The organism is Kitasatospora sp. NPDC092286, from assembly GCF_044755565.1.
Classification (GTDB): domain Bacteria; phylum Actinomycetota; class Actinomycetes; order Streptomycetales; family Streptomycetaceae; genus Kitasatospora.
In genome coordinates this window covers 22058-45721 of sequence record NZ_JBIVRD010000039.1, presented here as the reverse complement: position 1 = coordinate 45721, position 23664 = coordinate 22058, and the positions used below count along the sequence as shown (strand labels likewise).

At 72.2% G+C, this 23664-nt stretch carries 18 protein-coding genes; 10 read left to right on the top strand and 8 right to left on the bottom strand.

The window, feature by feature from the left end; translation table 11 throughout:
- Window positions 1-150: 150 nt before the first annotated feature.
- Window positions 151-1974, top strand: a complete 1824-nt coding sequence (locus tag ACIQIB_RS31010; RefSeq protein ID WP_400762075.1) for a stealth conserved region 3 domain-containing protein — start codon at window positions 151-153, stop codon at window positions 1972-1974.
- Between the two features lie 175 nt (window positions 1975-2149).
- On the opposite strand, the gene ACIQIB_RS31005 is transcribed toward ACIQIB_RS31010, so the two are convergent.
- The 8 genes from ACIQIB_RS31005 to ACIQIB_RS30970 form a co-directional block, all read right to left on the bottom strand.
- Entirely contained in the window at window positions 2150-2926 is a 777-nt protein-coding gene (locus tag ACIQIB_RS31005; RefSeq protein WP_400762074.1) for a thioesterase II family protein, read from the bottom strand.
- 120 nt (window positions 2927-3046) lie between these two features.
- Entirely contained in the window at window positions 3047-4282 is a 1236-nt protein-coding gene (locus ACIQIB_RS31000) for a cytochrome P450 (RefSeq protein ID WP_400659228.1), read from the bottom strand.
- Entirely contained in the window at window positions 4279-6183 is a 1905-nt protein-coding gene (locus ACIQIB_RS30995) for an amino acid adenylation domain-containing protein (protein WP_400762072.1), read from the bottom strand. The genes ACIQIB_RS31000 and ACIQIB_RS30995 overlap by 4 nt, the downstream gene beginning before the upstream one ends.
- Window positions 6180-6920, bottom strand: coding sequence for a hypothetical protein (locus ACIQIB_RS30990; protein WP_400762070.1), 741 nt, complete (start codon window positions 6918-6920; stop codon window positions 6180-6182). The genes ACIQIB_RS30995 and ACIQIB_RS30990 overlap by 4 nt, the downstream gene beginning before the upstream one ends.
- 34 nt (window positions 6921-6954) lie before the next feature.
- Entirely contained in the window at window positions 6955-7371 is a 417-nt protein-coding gene (locus tag ACIQIB_RS30985) for a nuclear transport factor 2 family protein (RefSeq protein ID WP_400659232.1), read from the bottom strand.
- Complete coding sequence (locus ACIQIB_RS30980) at window positions 7371-10544, bottom strand: amino acid adenylation domain-containing protein (protein WP_400762069.1); 3174 nt, start codon at window positions 10542-10544, stop codon at window positions 7371-7373. Before ACIQIB_RS30980 ends, ACIQIB_RS30985 begins: the two co-directional genes overlap by 1 nt.
- Window positions 10541-14677 (bottom strand): amino acid adenylation domain-containing protein, encoded by a 4137-nt coding sequence (locus ACIQIB_RS30975; protein ID WP_400762067.1) that lies wholly within the window; start codon window positions 14675-14677, stop codon window positions 10541-10543. The genes ACIQIB_RS30980 and ACIQIB_RS30975 overlap by 4 nt, the downstream gene beginning before the upstream one ends.
- Entirely contained in the window at window positions 14674-16389 is a 1716-nt protein-coding gene (locus tag ACIQIB_RS30970) for a condensation domain-containing protein (protein WP_400762065.1), read from the bottom strand. Before ACIQIB_RS30970 ends, ACIQIB_RS30975 begins: the two co-directional genes overlap by 4 nt.
- 402 nt (window positions 16390-16791) lie before the next feature.
- Here ACIQIB_RS30970 and ACIQIB_RS30965 point away from each other — a divergent pair, with 402 nt between their 5' ends.
- The 9 genes from ACIQIB_RS30965 to ACIQIB_RS30925 are packed head-to-tail and all read left to right on the top strand — an operon-like array spanning window position 16792 to window position 23631.
- A complete protein-coding gene (locus ACIQIB_RS30965) occupies window positions 16792-18321 on the top strand; it encodes an AMP-binding protein (RefSeq protein ID WP_400762063.1) in 1530 nt (509 codons plus the stop codon).
- Complete coding sequence (locus ACIQIB_RS30960; RefSeq protein WP_363609459.1) at window positions 18318-18581, top strand: acyl carrier protein; 264 nt, start codon at window positions 18318-18320, stop codon at window positions 18579-18581. The genes ACIQIB_RS30965 and ACIQIB_RS30960 overlap by 4 nt, the downstream gene beginning before the upstream one ends.
- A 2-nt stretch (window positions 18582-18583) precedes the next feature.
- On the top strand, window positions 18584-19627 hold the full coding sequence (locus ACIQIB_RS30955; RefSeq protein ID WP_400762061.1) for an anthranilate phosphoribosyltransferase: 1044 nt from the start codon (window positions 18584-18586) through the stop codon (window positions 19625-19627).
- Complete coding sequence (gene trpA / locus ACIQIB_RS30950) at window positions 19624-20427, top strand: tryptophan synthase subunit alpha (RefSeq protein WP_363609463.1); 804 nt, start codon at window positions 19624-19626, stop codon at window positions 20425-20427. Before ACIQIB_RS30955 ends, trpA begins: the two co-directional genes overlap by 4 nt.
- Window positions 20428-20439: 12 nt before the next feature.
- Window positions 20440-20814 carry an ectoine synthase gene (locus ACIQIB_RS30945; RefSeq protein WP_363609465.1) on the top strand — a complete coding sequence of 125 codons (375 nt, stop codon included), beginning with the start codon at window positions 20440-20442 and terminating at the stop codon, window positions 20812-20814.
- 12 nt (window positions 20815-20826) lie between these two features.
- The gene (locus tag ACIQIB_RS30940) at window positions 20827-21966 is read left to right on the top strand and encodes an acyl-CoA dehydrogenase family protein (RefSeq protein WP_363609467.1); all 1140 of its coding nucleotides are present in this window, start codon (window positions 20827-20829) and stop codon (window positions 21964-21966) included.
- 6 nt (window positions 21967-21972) lie between these two features.
- A complete protein-coding gene (locus ACIQIB_RS30935) occupies window positions 21973-22656 on the top strand; it encodes an N-(5'-phosphoribosyl)anthranilate isomerase (RefSeq protein WP_363609469.1) in 684 nt (227 codons plus the stop codon).
- A complete protein-coding gene (locus tag ACIQIB_RS30930) occupies window positions 22653-23417 on the top strand; it encodes an indole-3-glycerol-phosphate synthase (protein WP_363609471.1) in 765 nt (254 codons plus the stop codon). Before ACIQIB_RS30935 ends, ACIQIB_RS30930 begins: the two co-directional genes overlap by 4 nt.
- Before the next feature lie 4 nt (window positions 23418-23421).
- Entirely contained in the window at window positions 23422-23631 is a 210-nt protein-coding gene (locus ACIQIB_RS30925; protein WP_400659250.1) for an MbtH family protein, read from the top strand.
- Window positions 23632-23664 lie beyond the last annotated feature (33 nt).

The following is a 23664-nucleotide window of genomic DNA, read 5'->3' as shown; positions in this document are numbered from 1 at the left end:
CGCCGTCGCGCTCAGCCGGTGCCGGGAATTCTCCCAGGGTTCACCCAGCGGGGTGTGGCACGCTCTTACGGTTCGCGCTCTTACGGTCCGATTTCTTTTACCCGTGCCCGGGCCGTTGCGGTGGTTTGCCCCCCCGGGAGTCTTCGTTCCGTGTCCATTCGTCACGCCGTTCCCCATTCCGTGCGACGCCCGCTCGCCGCGCTGGCCCGCCGATGGGCTGTAGCGCGTCCCGAGACGGGCACCGCGGCCGAGCCCGAGCAGCCCGAGCAGCCCGATCCGGGGACCGGTCCGGAGGAACCGGCGGTGGACGGACGGCGGATACGGGAGGACGAGCTGCTCGCCGGTCTTCCCGGGACGGTTCGGCACGGCGACCACCTGGCGGTGGTGCGGGAGGGGCTCATGCCGGCCGCGTGCCGGGACGGGAACCTCGCCGACGTCGCCGATGTGCTGGAGGCGGCGGGCATCGCCTACGGGGTGGTGCCCGACCCGCTGCCGCGCCACCGCCTGGCGATCGCCCCCGGCGACCGGGCGGCCGTGCTGGAGGCGGTGTCCGCCGCCTTCGGCGGACAGGCCGTCTATGCCGATCTCCTCGAACACGGCCGGACCCTCGCCACCGCCCTGGCCGAGCAGCTCGTCGAGACGGTCGCGGCCGTCGAAGGCCCCGAAGCCGTTGAGGTCGCTGAAGCCGGCGAGGCCGTCGAGGCCCCCGGGTCCGAGCTCCCGGCCGAGCCGGACCCGGCCGGCCCGCCGCCGGACCGGGTCAAGGGCATCCGCGTCTACCGGCCCGCCGTGGTCGGCGACCTCCTGTACGGGGCGCAGGAGGGCTGCGACGTCGAGTTCTGGGACTCGGCCGCGCCGTCCCCGGGTGCGATCGCCTCGATCGACCAGACCTCCTTCGGATGGTGGCTGCCGTCGCTGGCCGCCACCGCCACCACCAGCGTCTCCGGCCGCGACTACCCGCTGGTCGACGCGTTCGCCACCGTGTTCCCCGACGATGTCGACTTTCCCGTCGACGCCGTCATCACCTGGGTCGACGGCGACGACCCGGACTGGCGCCGGCGCCGGGACGCGACCCGCGGGGACCACCCCGGCCGGTCGCGGGGCCTGGCCGACGACACCGAGCAGCGCTACCGGAGCCGCGACGAACTGCGCTACTGCCTGCGCTCGATAGCGGCGTACGCCCCGTGGATCCGCCAGGTCTTCCTCGTCACCGACGACCAGGTCCCCGCCTGGCTGGACGCCACCGGGCCGGGCCTGACCGTCGTCTCGCACCGTGAGCTGTTCGCCGGAACGGGCGCCGGGCCGGTGTTCAACTCCCGCGCCATCGAGAGCCGCCTGCACCTCGTCCCCGGCCTCGCCGAGCACTTCCTCTACCTCAACGACGACATGTTCCTCGCCCGCCCGCTCGCCCCGCAGCAGTTCTTCCTCGGCAACGGCCTGCCGCTCTGCTTCCCCGACAGCCGGGTGATACCGCCCGGCCGGAGTCTGCCCGACGGCGGCGATCTCAGCGACACCGTCTACGCCAGCGCGCAGTACAACACCCGTGCCGTGCTGACCGAGGCCACCGGCCGCACCTACCCCCGCACGCTCAAGCACGTCCCGTACCCGCTGCGGCGCAGCGTCCTGGCGGAGGCCGGCGAACGCTTCGCCGCCGAGCTCGCGGCGACCGTCACCTCGCCCTTCCGCTCGGCCGCCGACCTCGCGCCGGTCACCCTGGGCACCTACTACGCCCACGCCACCGGCCGCGCGGTGGAGGGGGAGCTGGTCGACGGCTACTTCGTCACCGACAGCACCGAGGACCTCGCCCGCCTGCCCGAGCTGCACGGCCACCGGTGGGCCGATGTGCTGTGCCTGGCCGACGGCGTGCGCGACAACGTGCCCGCCGACGAGCAGGACCGGGCCGTCACCGCCTTCCTCCGGGCGTACTTCCCCGCCCCCTCGCCGTTCGAGCACCCCGGGGCCGGACCGGCGTAGCGGCCCCGCGGCACCCGAGGCCCGGCCCGCCGCTTCATGGGCTGCCGCGCTTCGAGCACCTCTTCGACGGAGGGAAAGGTGTAGCCGTCAGATATCCGGGCCTGGCGAAGACCGGCGGACCTTCCGGCGAGGAGGTGCGCCGGAAGGTCCGCCGCCGACCGGACCGAGGTCGTGCTCAGCCGGGCTGTGCGGAGTCGGTGGTGCGGGAGCCGGCGGACGCCAGATCCGCGACCAGGAGGGCCAGCAGTTCCCCCGGCGCCTCGATGAAGCGGTAGTGGCCTCCGTCCAGGAGCTCGAAGGCCGTTTGGCCGCAGGCCGACCAGCCGGCCATGAGCGACGGGGGAATGCCCGTGTCCCCGGTCCACCCGATGGCGGTGACGGGGCACGGCAGCCGAACCGGCTCGGCCACGTGATACCGCTTGTTCATGTCGACGTCGTTGCGCAGCACGCCGAGGTAGAGCTCCAGCAGGCTCGGCTCCAGGGTGCCGCCCAACTCCGCGACGAGCTGGCGCAGTTCGGCGGCCAGCTCGTCGTCGGTCAGGTCGAGGAAGCGGCCGTAGGGGCCGTCCTGCGGCGCCACCTCGGCGGAGACGAACACCCGGGCCGGGGCGGGGCAGCCCCGCTGGACAAGCCGTACGGCCGTCTCGTACGCGGCCAGCGCGGAGCCGCAGTGCCCGAACAGCGCGTAGGGGCGGTCCAGGTAGGGCCGCAGCGCTTCGCCGAGGTCGTCGGCCATCGCCTCGTAGGTGGAGTAGGCGGGCTCGCGCATCCGGTTCTCCCGGCCGGGCAGTTGCACGGGGCAGATCTCGACGCCGTCGACCGTCGACGGCCAGTGGCGGTACATGCTCGCTCCGCACCCGGAGTAGGGCAGGCAGAACAGTCTCGCCGGTGCCACCGGTGAGGGCTCGCGCAGGAACCACTTGTTGCGGGTACGGGCCGTTGGGGCGTCCACTGATGACCTTCCGTGAGGGGGGGCTTCTTCCCGGTGCTCGCTGTGCCGGTGCCGACAGAGGTGAGCCGGCAGCGGTGGAGCCGGCCGGGGTTGGGGCGGCCGGGGTTGGGGCGGCGGCGCCTACCGGGCTCGCGCGGTGATCGGCAGGTGGGTGAAGCCGGCGATGATGTTCGACCGCATGCGCCGGGGCGTCCCGGCGAGTTCGAAACCGGTGAACCGGCCGAGCAGTTCGGTGAACAGGATCCGCAAGGTCACCCGTGCCACGGTGTGGCCGATGCAGTAGTGCGAGCCCACACCGAACGCGATGTGCTTGTTGGGCCGGCGCCGGATGTCGAAGGTGTCCGGGTCGGCGAACACGGTCTCGTCGCGGTTGGCCGACGCCAGCCACACGACGACCGCGTCCCCCGCCGGGATCGGCACCCCCCGGACCTCGACGTCGCGGGTGGTGTGGCGCATGAAGTGCTGGGTGGGCGAGGCCCATCGCAGTGCTTCCTCCACGCCGCCGTTGAGCAGCTCCGGGTGGGCCGCCCAGTCGTCGAGGACCGCCGTCCCGGCCAGCTCCGCCATCGCCGCGTTCGGTGGCTGGGCCGTGGTGACGGCCGCGCCGAGCAGCAGGCTGTAGCAGTTGGACACGATCTCGCCCGGCGACAGCCGCCGTCCGTCCAGCTCCATGGTCAGCAGCACGCTGATCAGATCGTCACCCGGCGAGCGCCGGCGCCGGGTGACGACGTCCTGGAAGTAGGCGAACAGCTCACGGTGGGCGGTCACAAGGGTGGCCTGTGGTCCGGCGGCGAGCTGGAACTCGGGGTCGTCCGCGGCGATGCACGCGTGGGTGAGCCGGACCAGGCGCGGCCAGTCCTGCTCCGGCAGCGCCATCATCGTGCCGATCACCGCCATCGGCATGGCGGCCATCGCGGCGGCGAAGTCGAACGGCCCGCCGTCGGCCAACGGCCGGAGCAGCTCGACGACGACGGCGCGGACGGCCTCCCGGTCGTTCTCCACCGTCCTGATCGACAGCGCCTGTTGCAGCGGGCCGCGCAGACGCGAGTGCTGCGGCGGGTCGGTCACCGCCATCTGCCTGCCGCCGGCGGGGTCACCCTTGCCGAGGAGGTTGAGCAGGGTGCCCTGTTCGGAGGTGAACGCCTCGTGGTCGCGGAGTACCCGGTTGGCCTCGGCGTATCCGACGACCGACCAGTAGCCGAGGTCGCCGGCCGCCTGCCGGCTCACCGGAGCGTCGCGGCGCAGCCGTCGCCACAACTCGTGGGCCCCGCCCCTGTGGTAGAGGCCGGGGTCGATCAGATCGACCTGCTGTGGTGCGGAGACCGGGCATCGCGTGGTCGGGGGAACCGCCGTCATCGGGACCGCTCCTCCCGCGTCGCCGTACCCGGCGTCGTACCCGGCGTCTCCATCCGGGCGACGAGGGCCGTCGCCAGCTCCGCGACGGTCGGCGACAGGTACAGGGTCTGCGCGGGGATGTCCACGCCGAACTCGCGCTGGACGGCGACCAGGAGGTCGGTGGCCAGCAGCGAGTGCCCGCCGAGGTCGAAGAAGTCGTCGTCGACCCCGACCGGCTCGACGCCGAGGAGGTCGCCCCACAGCTCGACCAGCCGCAGCTGCACCGGGGTGAGGGGTGCGACGAACTCGTTGGCCACGTTGCGCGGCACCCGGGTGGCGGTGGGCAGGGCCTGGCGGTCGATCTTGCCGTTGCGGTTCACCGGCAGCTCGGGACGGACCAGGATGGCCCAGGGAATCAGGTATCCCGGCAGTCTGCCCCGCAGTTCGTGGCGGAGCCGCCGGCCGAGGTCGGCCGAACCCGGCAGCTGCGGATCGGTGGGCACGACGTACCCCAGCAGCCTGGTGCCACCCGCCGGGTCGGCCTGCGGCAGCACGACCGCGTGCCGCACCTGGGCGAGCCGCTCCAGCTCGACCTCGACGGTGCGCGGTTCGGCGCGGTAGCCCTGGACCTTGACCTGGTCGTCCGCGCGTCCGACGAACTCCAGCGTGCCGTCCGGCAGCCAGCGCACAAGGTCGCCGGTCCGGTACATCCTGGCCCCCGGCTCCGTTCCGAACGGATCGGGCAGGAACCGTTCGGCCGTCGCGGCCGGGCGGCCCAGGTAGCCGCGGGCCAGGCCCGCCCCGGCCGCGTACAGCTCGCCGCACTCGCCGGCGGGCACGGGTTCGAGGTCGCCGTCGAGCACGGCGACCCTGGTGCCGCTGACCGGGCGGCCGATCGGCACGCTCCGCAGCGCCGCGAGGGTACTGCTGGTCCAGCAGGTCGTGTACGTGGTGTTCTCGGTCGGTCCGTAGCCGTTGGTGAAGAGCAGGTCCGGGTACCTGGCCAGCAACCGCTGGACATGGCTCGGCGAGGCCACGTCACCCCCGGTGAGGACGTGACGCACACCGGCGAACGCCTCCGGGTGGGAGCTCACCATCTGGTGGAAGAAGCCGGTGGTCAGCAGAAGCACCGTCACGCGCTCGGCGCGGACGACGCGCGCCACGTGCTCCAGCGTGATCGCGACCGGGGGGAAGAGGACCAGCCGGCAGCCGTTGACCAGGGGAGCCCAGATCTCCAGCGTGGACGCGTCGAACGCGACCGGCGCGATGTGGAAGAAGACGTCGCCGGAACGGATCTCCATCCAGTCCGCGCCCCGGACGAGCCGGTCGATCGCCCGATGGGGCACGCCGACGCCCTTGGGCTCGCCGGTGGAGCCCGAGGTGTAGCTGAGGTAGGCGAGCCGGTCCGGGCTGTCCGGGCCGTCCGGGCTTTCCGGGAGGGCCGGGGCCGGGGCCGTCGGCTCGGCGGCCGGCCGTTCCGGCGCGGGGCCTTCCACCACCGCGACGACCCCGGCGGGTATCCGGTCCCGCAGCGCCTCTTCGGCGATCACCAGGCCCGCGTCGGCGTCCTTGAGCAGCAGCTCGTGGCGGCCGGGCGGGTCGTCCGGTTCGAGTCCGAGGTACGCCCCGCCCGCGATGAGGACGGCGAGCAGGGCCACGATCAGCTCCGGTGACCGTCGCACCAGCACGCCGACGACGTCCTCCGGCGCCAGGCCGGCCGCTCGCAGCCGCCCGGCGAGCCGGTTGGCACGGTCGTTGAGCTGCCGATAGGTCAGGGTCTGTCCGTCGCAGGTGACCGCGGGCGCGTGCGGAGCCCGCTCCGCCTGCTCGGCGACCAGCTCATGAATGGTCCGGGCGTCGAACGGCGGCCGTCCGCTGCCGATGAACCCGGGAGTGCCGGAGGTGAAGACCGTCCTGGTCAACTGCTTCCCACTTTCCTGTCCTGAGGTGTCCCCGTCGGGGCCGAACGCACCCAGGTCGCGACGGCGCGGCCGAGCTCCGTCCCGTCGCGACGGAAGAGTGCGGTGGTGCAGGTGAGGACCCTGCCGTCGCCGGGTACGCCGCGGCCGACCACGACGACGGCCTCGCCGACACGGGGAAGGGCCGAGACGCGGGCCGTCATCCGGCCGAGTACCAGCGGGCCGCGGAGCGGGTCGAGCGTCCAGCCTCCCGGGCAGTCCAGCACGGCCCACACCGATTCCTCGGTGACGGCGCCGGTCCCGTCCCCGTCGGCGGCGTCCGGTGCCCAGACGCACGCGACCCGGTTCCCCGGGCCGGGCACCGGGCCCGGTGCCAGCCGCGGACCGTCCCGGTGGTCGGGACCGCAGACGAAGCAGGTGGGGAAGGGGTGGGAACGGTGCCCCTCGTAGCGGCGCATGGCGTGCTCCGCGACGGCCGGCGGGACGAAATCCACCGGGCCCGCGACGGCTGCCCGGGGTGACGCGGTCGCGATGAGCTCCTCGCCGTGCCAGACATGGACCCGCTTGCCGCTCCGGGCCGTCCGGAGGCCGGTGTCCAGCGGTGGCGGGGCGTGCAGCTGGACGACGAGATCGCCGCCGGTCGCCAGCATCCGGCGGGCCCGCGCCGCGACGAGACCGCACGCGTAGCCGCCGTGGGCACTGTCGGGTGGGCCGTTGTAGCGGCGGTCGATACGGATCACCTGGTTCGCGGTGCCACCGGGGGCGTCCACCGGCTCAGACCGCCGGGACGTGGAAGAAGGTGTCCCGCGCCGCGATGCGGCCCTGCGGCGTCATCCGGAAGAAGTCCGCGAACCGCAGCTCGACCTCGCCGCCGTCGTGCAGTACGCCGCGGAACAGGCCGTGCACCGCTATCTCGTCATCGGTCGCGACCACGGTGGCCAGGGTGTGCGCGCCGGTACGGATCACCCGCTGGTCGAGGTAGAAGCGCTCCAGTTCGGCATGCCCGACCATGGGCCGGTACCCGGGCCGGTGGTAGCGCGCGTCCGGGGTGAACAGGGCGACCAGCGCGGGCACGTCTCCGGCGTCGACGAGCTGGTAGTAGCGGCGGATCTGGGACACCCCCAGCGCCTGGGGCGCCGGTGTCGCCTGGGCCGCCGGGGTTCCGTCGGGGTGGGGGAGGGTGTGGACCATTACGAGGTGCTTCCTGTGATCGCTGTCGGAGCGGTGGTTCGCGGGGCGAGATCCGGTACCGCCGCGGCGTCCGGGGCGCCGTCGAGCGCTTCGACCAGCCGGGCCGGCGTGGGTGCCTGGAACAGGGCGCCCAGGGTGAGTTCACGGCCGAACCGCACCCGCACCCGGTTGATCAGCCGGGTGGCGAGCAGGGAATTGCCGCCCAGCGTGAAGAAACCGTCGTCGACGCCCACCGGGGAGAGACCGAGCACCTCGGCGAAGAGCGCGCACATCGCCTGCTCCGCCGGGTTTCCCGGCCCTCGCCCGGACGGTGCCGGTGCGAGGTCCACGGCGGGCAGCGCGGCCCGGTCGATCTTCCCCCTGGGGGTCAGGGGGAGGGCGTCGAGCGTGACGATCACCGAGGGCACCATGTAGTCGGGCAGGAGCGCGGCGGCGTGCTCCCGCAACGAGGCCGGGTCCAGCCCCGAGCCCCCGGCCGGGACGACGTAGCCGATCAGGCGCTTGTCGTCCGAACCACTGGTGCCGGTGACCACGGTCGCCTGGGCGACCCCGGGATGCCCGGCGAGCACGGCCTCGATCTCGCCCGGCTCGATGCGGAAACCATGGAGTTTGACCTGCTCGTCCGCCCGGCCGAGGAACTCCAGTTCGCCATCGGGGTTCCAGCGGACCACGTCGCCCGTGCGGTACATCCGCCCGCCCGGTTCGCCGAACGGGCACGGCACGAACTGGCCGGCCGTCAGGCGGGGGTTGTTCAGGTACCCGCGCGCCACACCGGCACCGGCGACGTACAGCACACCGGCCACCCCCGGTGGCACCGGCGACAGCGCCTCGTCCAGGACGTACACACGCCTGTTGTCCACCGGCCGGCCGATGGGCACGACGTCGGGCACGGCCCGACCGGGGCGGAGCACCCTGCGGGTGGTGAACGTGGTGGCCTCGGTCGGGCCGTATCCGGCGACCACCACGGAGTCCGGACAGTGCTCCAGCACCCGCCGAACCGCGTCGGCCGGCACGATGTCACCGCCGGTCCACACCTGGCCGACCCGGGCCAGGGCGCCGGGGGACTCCTCGGCGAACACCCGGAACAGCCCGGCCGTCAGCCACAGCGCGCTGACCCGGTGATCGGCGATGAGCCGGTGGAGGGCCGAGAGCGCCAGTTCGCCGGGCGGGGCCACGACCACCTGGCCCCCGTTGAGCAGCGGCACCCACCACTCGAAGGTCGAGGCGTCGAAGGCGTGCGGGGAATGCGCGAGCACCCGGGGGCCGCTCCCGCCCCGCCAGGAACGCTGCGAGGTCAGGCTGACGACATTGCGGTGGCTCAGGGCCACGCCCTTCGGTGTGCCCGTGGACCCCGAGGTGTACAGGACGCACACCAGGTGGTCCGGGCGCAGCGGTACGACGGGGTCGGTGGCCGGCTCTCCGGCGAGGCCGGGGTCGGCGTCGACGACGACACCCGGTGTGCCGCGGGTCAGCTCGTGGTCCTGGGTGGCTCGATGGGTGAGCAGCACCGCCGCCCCGGTCCCGGCCATGACGTGCCGCAGGCGGGCCACCGGGGACCGGGCGTCCAGCGGTACGTAGGCGCCGCCGGCCTTGCTGATCGCCAGGACCGCCACCACCACGTCGGCGGAGCGTTCCATGAGCACGGCCACCGTGCTGTCGCAGCGGACCCCCATCGAGACCAGCCGGTGGGCCAGTCGGTTGGCCCGGGCGTTCAACTCGGCGTAGGTCAGGGTGGTTTCCCCGGACACCACGGCGGGCGCACCGGGGGTGCGCGCGACCTCGGCGGCGAAGGCCAGCGGCACCGTCGGGTGCGGCAGCGGACGCGTGGTGCGGTTGCCCGCCACGACCGTCCGGTGCCGTTCCTCGGCGGTGAGGATGTCCGGCCGGCCGACCGGCTGGTCCGGATCGGCGGTGACCGAGTCCAGGAAACGCAGGAACCGCCGCTGGTGGGCGGTGAGTTCGGCCTCGGAGTAGAGCGCGGGGTTCGCGTCGAGGTCGAACCGGGGCTCGGTGCCGTCGGACCGGTCGTAGACGGAGAACGAAAGATCCTCGACCGGCCCGTTGGACAGGTTGTGCGCGGTGGCCCGTACGCCCGCGAAGTCCAGGTGGTAGTAGAAGGACATGATGTTGGCGACGGGGCCGAACAGGACCCGCTCCGACCGCGCCGGGTCCAGCTCCCTGCGCAGGTCCTCGCTGCGGTGGCGCTGGTGCGGGCGCAGGGCGCCGATCTCCTCGGTCGCCTGCCGGACGAGCGCGGACAGGCCCTGGTCCGGGCGCACGCGCAGCCGCAGCGGTACCACGTTCGCCACCATGCCGGGGACGGCCGGCGCGGAGGATCCCGTACGCCCGGTCACCGGCATGCTGAGCACGACGTCCCGTTCGCCGCTGAGGCGGTGGAGGTACGCGGCGACCGTCGCGATGAAGGCGGTGGGCCAGCTCGCTCCGGCGGGTCGTGCGGCCCGCCGCAACGCGGCCACGGTGGGCGCGGAGAGGCTGCCGGTACGACGCAGGAAGCCGTCCGAGACCGGCGCCGACCGGCTGGCGAGGCTGACCGGGTCCGGTCGGCCGGCCAGCCGGGCCGCCCAGAACTCCCGGTCCAGTCGGGGCTGTTCCGACGCGTGGTAGGCCGCGTCGTGCGCCAGCAGCAGGCTCAGCGGTCCGAAGGCCGGTCCTGCGCCGGCCCTGCCCTCGACCAGCCTGGTGTAGGTCCTGGCGACGCGGCGCGCGATGAGCGACATGCTGAAGCCGTCGACCACGATGTGGTGGACGCGCTGGTACCAGAGGAAGCGGTCCGGCGCGATCCTGAACAGGGCCTGGCGGAACAGCGGGTCGCGGGTGAGCCCGACCGGGGTGGCCAGGTCGGTGCGCATCCACCGCTCGGCCGCCCGCAGCGGATCGGGCGCCGAGGTGAGGTCGGCCCGGTGCAGCGACCAGTCGGGCGACGGGGTGACGACCTGCCGGGGGCCCTGGGCGCCGTCGGTGAAGCGGACGCGCAGCGACTCGGTCTCGTCCACCACGCGCCGCAGCGCCGCCTCGAACAGCTCCGCGTCGACCGGCCCGGGGATGTCCAGGTACTCGCCGGTGTTGTAGGCGGGGCTGCCGGGGCGCAGATGGTGGGCGTACCAGATGCCGGACTGCGCCGACGACAACGGCAGCTCGTGTCCGTGGCTCATCCGAGTTCCTCCAGGATCGCCGAGAGCGCGCCGGCGAAGGACGCGACGTGCGGTGGCGACAGCATGTCGTGGTGGTTGCCGGGCACCTCGACCACGCTCAGCGCCCCCTGGGTGTGTTCCTGCCAGAGCGCGGGAACCACCACCGGGCTGCCGAGCGTGGGGTGGGTCTCGGCGCTCGTGAACAGGTGGATCGCCGTACGCAGCCGCGCCGTTGAGCGGTAGCGGCCGGCGGCTTCGCCGTTGGCGGTGAAGACCCGCGCCATGCGTCGCAGTTGCTCGGTCCGCACCCGCGCGGGAAGCAGCTCGCGGACGTGTGCGTCGTGGAGCAGCAGCGCGATGGCGTCCCGCTCGTCGAGGTCGTCCCGTTCGTCGACGGCGTGGGCCGGCGGCCCGGCGGCGATCGTGAACCGGGTGGCCTCGCTCGTGTCACGGTCGCCGGACGGGCCCATGGAGCCGGGCGCTCCGACGTCGATGATCCCGAGGAACCCCGGTGGGTGCCCCTGCTCCTCCAGCAGACGGGCCATCTCGAAGGCGACCAGCCCGCCGAAGGACCAGCCGGCCAACAGGTACGGGCCGTCGGGCAGCACGGCCCGCAGCTCCCGCAGGTAGCGCTCGGCCTGCTCCTCGACGGTGGCCGGCGGCTGTTCGTCGGTGTTGTAGCCGACGGCCTCCAGGCCGTAGACGGGCCGCCCGGCCGTGAGGTGTCCGGCCGTGAGGTGTTCGGCCAGGTGCAGGAAGGAGCACACGTCACCGCTCTGCGGATGCACCAGGATCAGCGGCGCCCCGCGTCGGTCTCCTTCGACCAGCGGAACCACGAGCCGCCGCAGCGCCGCCGACGCGGTGGGCAGTTCCGCGCACAGGCCCTCGACGGTGGGATGACGGAACACCGTGTTCAGCGGCACGGTGACGCCCCACTCCCGCCGGATCGCCTCGACGAGCTCGACCGCCCTGAGCGAATGTCCGCCCAGCTCGAAGAAGTTGTCCCGCACGCCGACCCGCGGGGTGCTCAGCACCCGCCCCCAGATCCTGGTCATCAGCAGTTCCAGCCGGTCCCGCGGCGGCAGCACGCCCTCCTCGGGACCGCGGCGGGCGGGCGCGGGCAGGGCCGCGCGATCCACCTTTCCGTTGGTGGTCAACGGGATCCGGTCGAGGACGGTCAGCGTCGCGGGCACCATGAACTCCGGCAGGGTCTCGCGCAGCGAGCGCCGCAGGGCCGCCGGGTCGCCGGGCCGGTCCTGCCACACCACGTAGCCGGCCAGTTCGGCGTCGGTCCCGCTGCCCCGTACCGTCACCGCCGCCCTGGCGACACCGGGCCGCGCGCACAACGCGGCCTCGATCTCGCCCAGCTCGATGCGGTATCCCCGGATCTTCACCTGTTCGTCGGTCCGGCCGAGGAAGACGAGGTTGCCGTCCGGCAGATACCGGGCCAGGTCACCGGTCCGGTACAGCCGTCCGCCGCCGCCGCCGAACGGATCGGGGACGAACCGCTCGGCGGTCAGTCCCGGCCGGTTGGCGTACCCCCGGGTGACGCCGACCCCGCCGATGTGGATCTCACCCGGCACGCCGACGGGCACCGGGGCCCCGGCCCGGTCCAGCAGGTAGATCCGGAGGTTGCCGAGCGGGCGGCCGATGGGCACCGACCCGCCCGGCCGGCCCAGATCCCGTTCGGCGTCCACCCGCCGGGTGACACAGCCGACGGACGCCTCGGTGGGGCCGTAGCCGTTCCACAGCGTGGGAACCACGTCGAGCAGCCGCCGGGCGAGCCGTGGCTGGAGCGGCTCACCCACACAGATCGCCTGGAACCGGCTGCCGCCCTTCCAGCCGCTGTCCAGCAGCAGCAGCCAGGTGGCCGGTGTGGCCATGAGCGTGGTGACGCCGAACTCGCGCATCATCTCCGTGAGGCGCGGCCCGTCGACCGCGACCTCCGACGGGGCGATCACCACGCTCGCGCCCCAGGCCAGGGGCATGAGCACTTGGGGAACGATGACGTCGAAGGAGATCGAGGCCACCGAGGCGACGACATCGGCCCCGCTGAGGTCCAGTTGCCGGCCGCGGACCACCAGGTAGTTGACCACGCCCTCGTGCGGGACCAGCACGGCCTTGGGGCGGCCGGTCGAACCGGAGGTGTAGATCGAGTACGCGAGGCCGGCCGGCGTCGCCAGTGCCGGCAGCCGGTCCTCGGGCAGGGCCGCGATGAGCCGTGCCTCGGCGTCCATCCAGACGGTCGCGGCGCTGTTCCGCGGGAGCCGGTCGCTCAGGGACCGCTGGGTGAGCAGCAGCGGCACCTCGGCGTCGGCGAGCATGAACGACATGCGCCGGGCCGGGAGATCCGGGTCCAGCGGCAGGTAGGCGGCGCCGGACTTGAGGACCGCCAGCAGGGCCACGACCAGGTCCGCCGAGCGCGGCAGGCAGACGCCGACCAGGCGTTCCGGGCCCGCGCCCCTGGCCCGTAGATGGCGGGCCAACTGGTTGGCCCGCCGGTCGAGTTCCCGGTAGGTCAGGCGGTGGGTGCCACAGCGGACCGCCACCGCGTCGGGGGTCAGCCGGGCCCGCTCCTCGACCAGCTCGTGCACACAGAGATCCGAGGGGAAGGGCTCGTCGGTGGCGTTGGCCGCCACCAGCAGCCCCTCGCGCTCGGCATCGGTGAGCAGGTCCAGGCGCGAGACGGGACGGCCGGGATCGCTCGACGCGCTGTCCAGCAGCCGCAGGTAGTGGCCGACCAGACGCTCCACGGTCGTGCGGTCGAAGAGATCGGTGTCGAAGGCCACGGTGCCGGTCGTCCCGGTCGGCCGGTCGGCCACCACCAGGCTGAGATCGACCTTGGCCGTGCCGTTGTCGACGTCGATCTGTTCGGCCTCCGCCCCCGCCAGCCGCAGGGCGGCGGCCGGGTCGGACAGGCCCGCGAACATCACCTGGAACAGCGGATTGCGGTCAAGGCCGCGCTCCGGCCGCAGCTCCTGCACCAGCCGTTCGAACGGCACGTCCTGGTGCGCGTAGGCGTCCACGGCGGTCCGGCGGACCCGGTCGAGCAGATCGGAGAAGCCGGGGTCGTCCGCGAGGTCGGTGCGGATGACCAGGGTGTTGATGAACGAGCCCACCAGCGGATCGAGTTCAGGCCTGGTCCGGCCCGCGACCGGTGTGCCGACCGCCACGTCGGACTGTCCGCTGCAGCGGGCGAGCAGGGCCTGGAACGCGGCGAGGAGCGTCATGAACATCGTCGCGCCGTGCCGCCGGCCCACCCGTCGCAACCGCTCGGCCAGCTCTTCGGGCACCGTGAAGGTGATCCGCTCGCCCCGGCCCGAGCGGACCGGCCCGCGGGGCCGGTCGGTGGGCAGGTCCAGCGGCGAAAGGCCGGTCAACTGTGTTTTCCAGTAGTCCAGTTGGCTTCGCAGGCGGTCACCGGAGAGCCGGTTCCGCTGCCAGTGGGCGAAATCCGCGTACTGGATCGGCAGGGGCGGCAGCTCGTGCTCCCGGCCTTCCAGCCGGCTCCGGTACATCGTGGACAGGTCGTCCCACAGCAGCGGCATCGACCAGCCGTCGACCGCGATGTGGTGGACCACCACCACCAGGACGTGGTCGTTCTCGTCCATCCGCAGCAGCGAGGCGCGCAGCAGCGGGGCGGCGGTCAGGTCGAACGGGCGCAGGATCTCGGTGTGAACGAGATCGAGGGCCCGCCGCGTCCGGAGTTCCGCGGGCTCGGACCGCAGGTCCGTGACGGGCAGTTCGATCGGCCGGACCGGCGAGACCGAGGGCCGGGGGCGCCCGTCCTGCTCGGGAAAGACGGTGCGCAGGACTTCGTGCCGCCGCACCAGATCGGTGAGGCCGTGGCCGAGGGCGGCCACGTCCAGCGGGCCGCGCAGCCGGAAGACCTCGTGGACGTTGTACAGCGCGGGGCCGTCGGACAGCCGCTCGACCAGCCACATGCGTTCCTGGGTGAACGACGCCACCTGGGCGCCCTCGGGGCGGGGCGGGACGGCGTCTCCCGCATCTCCCGCTACTCCCGTGGCTCCCGTGCGGCCCTCGGCGGCCCTTCTCCGGGCCGCGCGTACGCGCTGGTCGAGCAGCGCCCGTGCGGTGGCCGGCGCGGAGCCGGCCGGCTCGTCCGGCCCGGGTCGACTGTGCTGCGCCTTCACGGCTGCTGGACCTTTCCGGCGGGAAGCGGTGCCGCTTCGGCGGCGGCGCCGAGGTCCGCCAGCAGCGCCGCGTCGATGCCGTCGGCCAGTTCGGCGACGGTCGGGTGGTAGAAGAGCAGGGCGACCGGCAGTTCGAGGTCGAGCGCCCGGCCGAGGCGGGACATGATCTTCGACGCGAGCAGCGAATGCCCGCCCAGCTCGAAGAAGTCGCTGTGCACGCCCTCCGGGGTGACACCGAGCACCTCGGCCCAGGTCTCCAGCACCAGAAGCTCGGTCTCGGTGGAGGGAGCACCGGTCTGCCCGGCCTGCCCGGCATCGGGCTCCGGGGCGTCGGGCCGTGCCGCGGGACCGAACCGGCTCACGCGGACGCCGAGCGGGGGCTGCCACGCCGAAATCGGCCGCTCGGGGCTGTCGACGAGGTGGTCGAGCAGCGAACGGAAGTCCTGGGCGAGCTGCCGCATCGTCTCGGGAGCGAACAGATCGGCGGCATAGCGGACCACGCCGGTGAAGTGATCACCGCAGTCCGTCATGGCGACCTCGACATCGAACTTCACTACGGTGTTGGGGACCTGATGGGCACTCACCTCAAGCCCCGGAAGGCCGGCCGGGAGCGCGGACGGCTCGTCCAGCTGGAACATGACCGTGAACAACGGGTGCTGGCCGAGGTCGCGTTCGGGCCGTAGCTCCTCCACCAGCCGCTCGAAGGGAACGTCCTGATGGGCGTAGGCCTCCACCGCGTGTCGCCGTACGCGGGCGAGCACGTCGGTGAAGCCGGGGTCGTCCGACAGGTCGGTACGCAGGACGAGCGTGTTGACGAAGAAGCCGATCAGTGGCTCCACCTCGATCCGGGTCCGCCCGGAGATCGGTGTCCCCACCGGCACGTCGGGCTGTCCCGTGCAGCGCGCGAGCAGGACCTGGAAGGCGGCCAGCAGCGTCATGAACGGCGTCACCTCGTGGGTGCGCCCCAGCGCCCGGATCCGGTCCGTGAGCTCTGCGGGGATCTCGATCCCGACCTGGTCGCCCCGGCCCGACCAGAGCGCGGGGCGGGGCCGGTCCGTCGGGAACGCCACAGGGCTCCGGTCGGCCAGCCGCTCACGCCAGTAGGCGAGTTGGTCGTTCAGTGCCGCGCCGGCCTGGTGGCTCCGTTGCCAGTCGGCGAAGTCCGCGTACTGGACGGGCAGTTCCGGCAAGGCGGCCGGCCGGTCGTCGAGGGCGGCCCGGTACGCGGCGGAGAACTCCTGCCACAGCACCGACAGCGACCAGCCGTCACAGGCGATGTGATGGATCACCAGCAGCAACAGGTGGTCGTCCTGGGCGGTTCGGATCAGCCGGGCCCGCAGCATCGGCGCGGCTCCGAGGTCGAACGGGACCGCCGCGTCGGCGGCCACCAGCTCGTGGGCCCGTTCCCGCGCCCGCGCCGCCGGTAAGTGCGTCAGATCGGTGATCGTCGGCACGAACGTCTCGTCCGGCTCCGTGACTTGGTACGGGCTGTCGTGTACGACGACGAGTCTGCTGCGCAACACCTCGTGGCGTCGCACGACTTCGGTCAGCGCCCGCACGAGCGCCGCTTGTTCCAGCCGGCCCCGCAGGCGAACCGCGGTCGGGACGTTGTGGTCCGGCCGGCCCGGCCGCAACTGGTCGAGGAACCACAGTCGTTGCTGCGCGAACGACAGTACTGCCGGAGCGTTCACGTGCCGATCGGGGCCAGGCATGACGGGTCCACCTTTCACGGCGATCGGGGAACTTTCGACGACATGGAAATCCCCTCGCTGATTCGCCACTTTGCGAACAGTACGGCGGATGCTAGGTGACGCTCGTCCCGCTCCGCAAGATCAAGAGGGGGGAAAGGGGGCGTCAAGGGATCTTTACGCCGATCAACCAGGGAACTTATGTTGATCGAACACGCTCGACGGATAGCATCGCCCTGACGGGCAGCGCAGTCTGCCCTGACGTGCAGTCATCGACGGCTTCTGTGAACCCACTTCTGCGGGGCAGGTGCCATGTGATAGTTCTTTTGCCGCCGGGGGCCGGTCGGGCAGGGCCCTTTCGTACCGGGTCGTCATTGGGTCCGAATTATTTGAGTGAACCCGTTGCCTGGACTCGGAGAAGTCATGATGCCGCAGCAGAATCTGGTGAGTTCATTTGTCTCGCACGCCGCCGGTCACCCTGATGATCCGGCGCTGGTGTGGCACGGAGAAGAGACGACCTACCGTGAACTCCATGAGCTGGCGGACCGGGAGCGCGTCCGGATCACCCGGCTCGCCCCGGAGGCGGACGAGCCGATCGGCATCCTGGCCGCCAAGTCGCCCGCGGCGATCGCCCTGGTGCTCGCCTGCCTGATGGAAGGGCGGCGTTTCCTGCTGCTGCCGGCACCGGCGCCGCGATCGCCGCACGGGTTGTTCGAGCAGGCCGGCATCCGGCACGTGCTGTCGCCGGAGAGCCCCCCGGCCTCCGGGCCCGGGCCGGTTCCGTCGGATCCGCCGACGGGGCCGACGGGGCCGACGGGTCTGGTGGCGCCACGCCGCACGGAGCCGGCCGACGTGTCCTTCATGTTCACCACCTCCGGCTCCACCGGACAGCCGAAGATCGTGCCACTGAGCACGGGGGCGGTGGACCGCTTCACCACCTGGGCCGGCGAGCAGTTCGGTATCCGTCGGGGAACGACGGTGCTCAACTACGCCCCGCTCAACTTCGACCTGTGCCTGCTGGACATCTGGACCACGCTCAGGCACGGCGGCCGCGTCGTCCTGGTCGACCCGGCGCAGGCCCTCCAGGCGGGCCACCTGCTCGATCTCGTCTCCCGCCATGAGGTCCAGCTCGTCCAGGCGGTGCCGATGTTCTTCCGGCTGCTGATCGACCCGGCCGCGGAACGCGACCGGTCACTCGACACGGTCGAGCACGTCATCTTCACCGGTGACAGCCTGCCCGCCCGCTGCCTCGCCGAACTGCCACGGTTGTTCGCCAACGCGCGGCTCTACAACGTCTACGGCTGCACCGAGACCAACGACAGCTTCATGTACGAGGTCGACGGCACCGAGCCGACGGGCGCCCCCGTCCCGATCGGCCGCCCGCTGCCCGGGGTCCACGCGGTGATCGTCGGCGCCGACGGCACGATCCTGACCGGGCCGGGAACCGGCGAGCTCCATGTCGCGACGCCTTTTCAGACCGACGGTTACCTCGGCCGGGAACAGGACACGGACAGGTTCGCGACCCACCCCCATGGGCCGGAGACACTGCGCTACTTCCGCAGTGGCGACCTCGTGCGGCGCGACCGGGACGGCCGCATCACCCTGGAAGGCCGAAACGACCACCAGGTCAAGGTCCGCGGCGTACGGGTCAACACCCATGAGGTCGAGCAGGTGCTGCTCGACCATCCCGACGTCGTCGAGGCGGCCGTGGTGGCGGTGCCCGATCCGGTGGCCGGCCGCCTGCTGCGAAGCGTGGTCCGACGCGCCCCGGCCAGCACGCTGAACACTCTGACGCTACGTCAGCACTGTGCCCGGCGGCTTCCGCTCACCGCCGTCCCCTCGGCCCTGCGGATCGTGGACGACCCGCTGCCCAGGACGTCCACCGGAAAGATCGACCACACGCTCGTCGAGCGCGCCTGCTCCTCGGCACAGCCAAACGAAGGAACGCCCACGTGAAACACGCCGCGGTTGTCAAGCAGTTCATCATCGAGGAGTTCCTGCCGGACGTCGGCGCGAGCGAGCTGGACCCGGACTACGATCTCGTGGACGGCGGGGTCATCGACAGCCTCGGTCTGCTCAAGACGATGGCCTGGCTGGAGGACCGGTTCGACCTGTGCGTCGAGGACCTCGACCTCGACCCGGACAGCTTCCGCTCCGTCGGCTCGATCAGCAGGTTCATCGAGCACGCCCAGCTGTGCCGGCCGGACTCCCGCTAGCCGTGCACGAGGTGCTGCGTGCGCTGATCGGCCGCGACCGCCCCGTCGATCAGGAGATGTGGCGGTCCTTCTGGGACCAGTTGCGGGACGGCGCTCTCCGGCCCGGCGAGACGGTGGCCCTGCTGACCTCGCTGTCCACCCGGATGCCTGATCAGGACACGCTGATCGGGATGCTCCGCTCGCTCGACGAGCGCCGGCCGGCGGTCGCCGCCCGGCTGGACAACACGGCCAACATCGTCGGCACCGGAGGCGGGCCGGCCACGTTCAACATCTCCACGGCGGCGGCGTTCGTCGCCGCCGTCCTGGGTGTCCGCATCGTCAAGACCGGATCCCGCGCCCATGCGAGCACCTGCGGCTCCTTCGATCTGCTCGACCGTCTCGGCATCGGGCTGACCACCTCGTACGAGCAGACCGATGCCATGCTGGAGCGCTTCGGCATCGCCTTCCCGGGGCACTTCGTGTACCCGCGCGAGGTGGCGGCGCTGGCCAGGAGCATCGTGCCGATGGATCTGCGGATGATCGGCGGCTTCATCAACGCGGTCGGCCCCTTCCTGGCCGCGATGCCGGTCTCCTCCCAGCTCGTGGGCGTCTCGGACCATTCGCTGCTGCCGGCTCTGCGGCAGGTCGCCGCGACCGTTGCCGACCGGAGGATCTGGCTGTGCTCGAACGGGCTGGGAATCGACGAGCTGGTCAGCTCCGTCGACAACGTCATCCACACCAATGACGGCACCGGCGAGATCCGTCTGCGAGCCGACGCTCCCGGTCCGGCCTCCGGCGGGATCGCCGAACTGCGGCCGGCCAGTGGCAGGACAGAGGTGGTTGACCACTTCCTCGGCGTGCTGTCCGGAAGCGGTCCGGGGCTCGCGACGCGGACCGTCGCGCTGAACGCCGCCGCACTGGCCGTCGCGAGCGGGCTGATCGGCGAGTGGACGGAGGCGGTCAAGGCGGCCGAAGACGTACTGCGCGGCGGCGCCGCACGCGACCTCGTCCATCGCCTGCGCGCGCGGCCGGTGCGCAGGGCGGCGGACGGGGGAGGTGCGCGGTGAGCGGGTTCTTCGCGCGCCGACCGCCGGACCGGCCCGGCCTGGCGGTGTTCCTCAACGCCGGAGACCCGCCACTGCCCGTACTGGCCGACCTCATGCGGATGCTCGACGACCGCCGGGTGGACTGCCTGGAACTGGCGGTGCCCTTTCCCGACTCCGTCACCGACGGAGCGGTCATCCGCCGGTCGGCGCGACGGGCACTGGCAGGCGGTGCCGGACTCGACGAGGTGCTCGACTTCCTCGGCGGGATCCTGCCCCGGCTGCGCCACCTGCGGGTGGCACTGCTGGCCGACTGGAGCCACACGGTCAGACCCCTGTCCATGCCCGGCTTCGTCCGCCGGGTCGCCGACTCGGGTGCCGACGGGCTGCTGGTCCATGGCCTGCCGCCGCGGCTACGGGCGAGCTGTCTCGAAGCGGTGCGGGAGGCCGGGCTGCCCCTGGTCGCCACCTGCTACGCCACGTCGGCGGCCGAGGTGAAGGCCGAGGCCGCCGAATGCGCCTCCGCGTATCTGTATCTGGTGGCCCACTACGGCCGCAGCGGCGGCACACTCACCACCGGCCACCAGGAACTGGCCACCGCACTGGCGGTGTTGCGCCAAGCGGCCACCGTGCCGATCGCCGTCGGATTCGGGGTCCGCTCAGGGGCCGACATCGCCGTGCTGCACGGCCTCGGTGCCGACGCCGCGGTCGTGGGCAGCGCCGGGGTCGCCCGCATCGAGCACGCCCTCGCCGAACGGGCCGACGTGGTCGAGGAGTTCCAGGCCTTTCTGCACACCCTTTCACCCTGTTCAGCAAGCTGGTAGGAGGTACACCCGATGATTGTCCGACGCCTTGACGAGGTGACGACCGTGGACTGGGGCAATGGGCTCAGCCGCAGGTTCCTTCTCGAATCCGACGGCATGGGCTACTCGATGACGGACACCACCGTGCGCGCCGGGACCAAGTCGAGGCTGGAGTACCGGCGTCACCTGGAAGCCTGCTACTGCATCAAGGGAACGGGAGAGGTGGTGGATTCCGCCGGCACCTCCCACCCGATCGAACCGGGCACGTTCTACGCGCTCGACCAGCATGACGCCCACTTCCTGATCGCCGGCCAGGAGGAGGACCTCCGCCTGGTGTGCGTGTTCTCGCCCGCGCTGCGCGGAGGCGAACGGCACAGCCTGGACTCGGCCGATTTCTCCCAGTACTGACAGGGCTGACACGTGATCGGATGGAACGCCGACCAGACCGCCCTGCGCCAGGGGCTCGGCCGCTGGTGCGAAGAGCTCAGCGCGGGCCACCTCGAACGGGACGCGGAAGGCGTGTTTCCGCGGGACGAGTGGAAGCTGGTCCAGGGGTCCGGAATCCTGGGTCTGCCGTTCGACGAGCAGTGGGGCGGGCTCGGCCAGGATCTGCTCACCACCATGTACGTGCTCGAAGAGCTCGGCGCGAAGTGCCGTGACGGCGGACTGAATTTCTCGGTCGCCACCCACATGGTCAGTACGGGCGTTCCACTGCAACGGTTCGGGTCGCGGGAGCTCAAGGAGCGCTACCTGCCCGGGATCTGTTCGGGGGAAACGATCGGGGCACACGCGATCAGCGAGACCGAGAGCGGCTCCGACGCGCTGGCCATGAGGACCACGGCGACCCGCGAGAACGACGGCTTCGTGCTGCGGGGCGGCAAGTCCTTCGTCAGCAACGGCCCGGTGGCCGACGTGTTCGTGGTCTACGCCCGCACCCACCCGGACGGCGGGCCACTCGGCATCACCTCCTTCCTCGTGGAGCGGGACACCCCTGGGCTGCTCGTCGGGAGACCCGTCGGCAAGATGGGGCTGCGAACCTCGCCGCTGGGCGAGCTGCACTTCGACGACTGCAGAATCCCCGCGTCCGCCGTGATCGGCCGCGTCGGCTCCGGGTTCCTGATCCTGGACCACGTGATGAAGTGGGAGATCCTCTGCTCCTTCGTCATCACCACCGGACAGATGCGGTACCGGCTCGACCGCTGCGTCGAATACGCCAAGGAACGAGTCCAGTTCGGCCGGCCGATCGGCTCGTACCAGTCGATCTCCAACAAGATCGTGGACATGAGGATCGGCTTGGACACCGCGCGGAAATGGCTCTACGACACGGCGGTCCGGCTGACGGACGGCGAGAACGTCACGACGGACATCGCCGTCAGCAAGCTGCTCGCCAGTGAGAGCAACCTCGCCTCCGCGCTGGCGGCCGTGCAGATCTTCGGCGGCAGCGGGTACCTGACCGAGTACGGCCTGGAGAAGGACGTGCGTGACGCGGTGGCCGGCCCGATCTACTCGGGTACTTCGGAGATCCAGCGCAACCGCATCGCGGCGATGATGGGGCTGTGACGCCTGATGCTGGTCAAGATATGCGGAGCCACCTCGGCGCGGGACGTGGAGGTGCTCGACACCGCCGGAGCCGATCTCGTCGGCCTGTGGCACGGCATCCCCGGGGGCCGGGCGGAGCTGTCGGCCGCTGAGCTGTCGGTACTGGCCGCGGCCGCGCACCGCACGGCCCGGCTGCGGCCGGTACTCGTCACCTTCCTCAACGACGCCGGGGCACTGCGCGAGGCGGCGGCCGGTGCACGGGTGCGGTGCGTCCAACTGCACGGCTACCAGTCGCCGGGCATGGTCCGCGCGCTGAAGAGCGCCGCGGATCTCGACGTGATCAAGGTATTGCACGTAGGCGCGGACACCCGCGCGGAGCGGTCCCTGATCGCGGCGTACGAGCGGGCCGGAACGGACCTCTTCCTGCTGGACGCGGTCGCCGAGGACGGCCGGATCGGCAGTACCGGGCGGCAGGTGGACCGCGGGGCCGTCCTTGAGATCGCGGACCGCATCTCGCGACCGTTCCTGCTCGCCGGCGGCATCTCGGCCGGCAACCGGGAGGGCTACCGGGCCGTGGTGGAACACCCCCTGTTCCTGGGGATCGACGTGGACACCGCGGCCAGAGACCCCGCCGGACGGCTGCGGGCCGACCGGGTCACGGCGGTGCGGCGGGGCTGGCGGGCGCCGGACGACACCGGGGCGGCCCCATGACGGCCGGGTTCGCCGAAGCGCTGCTGGACGCCCGCCGACCGGTGATCATGGAACTCAAGCGGCAGGACGCCGATGGCCGCGATCTGTTCGGCGGCAGATCGGTCGCCCGCCTGGTCGCCGACTACCAGGACACCGGCGCGCCGTGCCTCTCCGTCGTGACCGGGCGATGGTTCGGCGGCACCCGGGACCTGCTGCGCGAGGTCGTGGAAGCGACGGATCTCCCCGTGCTGCAGAAGGACTTCCTGACCCGCCGGAGCCAGCTGGTCCAGGCCCGCGAGAGCGGCGCGTCCGCCGTCCTGCTCACCGCCGGGCTGCTGCCGCGGTCCACCCTGGGCCACCTGATCGACGTCAGCCTGCGGCTTTGCCTGACGCCGTTCGTCGAGGTGACCACCGAGGAGGAGATCCGCCGCCTGCCACGCGCCGAGGAGTGCGTGGTCGCGGTGAACAACAAGGACATCGCCACCCGCGAACGCGGCGCGGGCGACCTCGGGCGCAGTACGTCGCTGCTGCCCGCGGTGCTGAGCAGCGGTACCCGGTGCGCGGTGAGCGCCGGTGCCATCCAGCGCCCGGACGACGCCGCCCGGCTGCTCCGGGAGGGCTTCGCCGGTGTGCTCATCGGGACGGGCCTCCTGCGCGCCGCCAGCCTGCCGGGCTGGCTGGACGACTTCGACGCCCGCCGCGGCGCCGGCCGCGAACCGGCCCCACCGGCCCCACCGGCCCGCCGCCCGGCGGACCGTGCAACCACCGACACCTGGAGGTAACGGCATGACCGGCGAAGCACCCGAGCAGTGGAAGGTCGTCGTCAACGACGAGGAGCAGTACTCGATCTGGTCCGCCGACCGCGAGCCGCCGGCGGGCTGGCGCGAGGTCGGTGTGCGCGGCGCGAAGGACGACTGCCTCGCGCACATCGAACGCGTCTGGACCGACATGCGCCCCCGGAGCCTGCGGACCGCTCCGGAAACCGGTGCGCGGTGAACCAGGCACTGCCCCGGCCCGGTGCGCGCCGGG

What these genes read in the sequence shown, in the direction of transcription:
- ACIQIB_RS30935 (WP_363609469.1), top strand. Translation starts at nt 21,973, where the DNA reads ATGCTGGTCAAGATATGCGGAGCCACCTCGGCGCGGGACGTGGAGGTG.
- ACIQIB_RS30930 (WP_363609471.1), top strand. Translation starts at nt 22,653, where the DNA reads ATGACGGCCGGGTTCGCCGAAGCGCTGCTGGACGCCCGCCGACCGGTG.
- ACIQIB_RS30945 (WP_363609465.1), top strand. Translation starts at nt 20,440, where the DNA reads ATGATTGTCCGACGCCTTGACGAGGTGACGACCGTGGACTGGGGCAAT.
- ACIQIB_RS30970 (WP_400762065.1), bottom strand. Translation starts at nt 16,389, where the DNA reads ATGCCTGGCCCCGATCGGCACGTGAACGCTCCGGCAGTACTGTCGTTC.
- ACIQIB_RS30965 (WP_400762063.1), top strand. Translation starts at nt 16,792, where the DNA reads ATGCCGCAGCAGAATCTGGTGAGTTCATTTGTCTCGCACGCCGCCGGT.
- ACIQIB_RS30925 (WP_400659250.1), top strand. Translation starts at nt 23,422, where the DNA reads ATGACCGGCGAAGCACCCGAGCAGTGGAAGGTCGTCGTCAACGACGAG.
- ACIQIB_RS30985 (WP_400659232.1), bottom strand. Translation starts at nt 7,371, where the DNA reads ATGGTCCACACCCTCCCCCACCCCGACGGAACCCCGGCGGCCCAGGCG.
- ACIQIB_RS30980 (WP_400762069.1), bottom strand. Translation starts at nt 10,544, where the DNA reads ATGAGCCACGGACACGAGCTGCCGTTGTCGTCGGCGCAGTCCGGCATC.
- ACIQIB_RS31000 (WP_400659228.1), bottom strand. Translation starts at nt 4,282, where the DNA reads ATGACGGCGGTTCCCCCGACCACGCGATGCCCGGTCTCCGCACCACAG.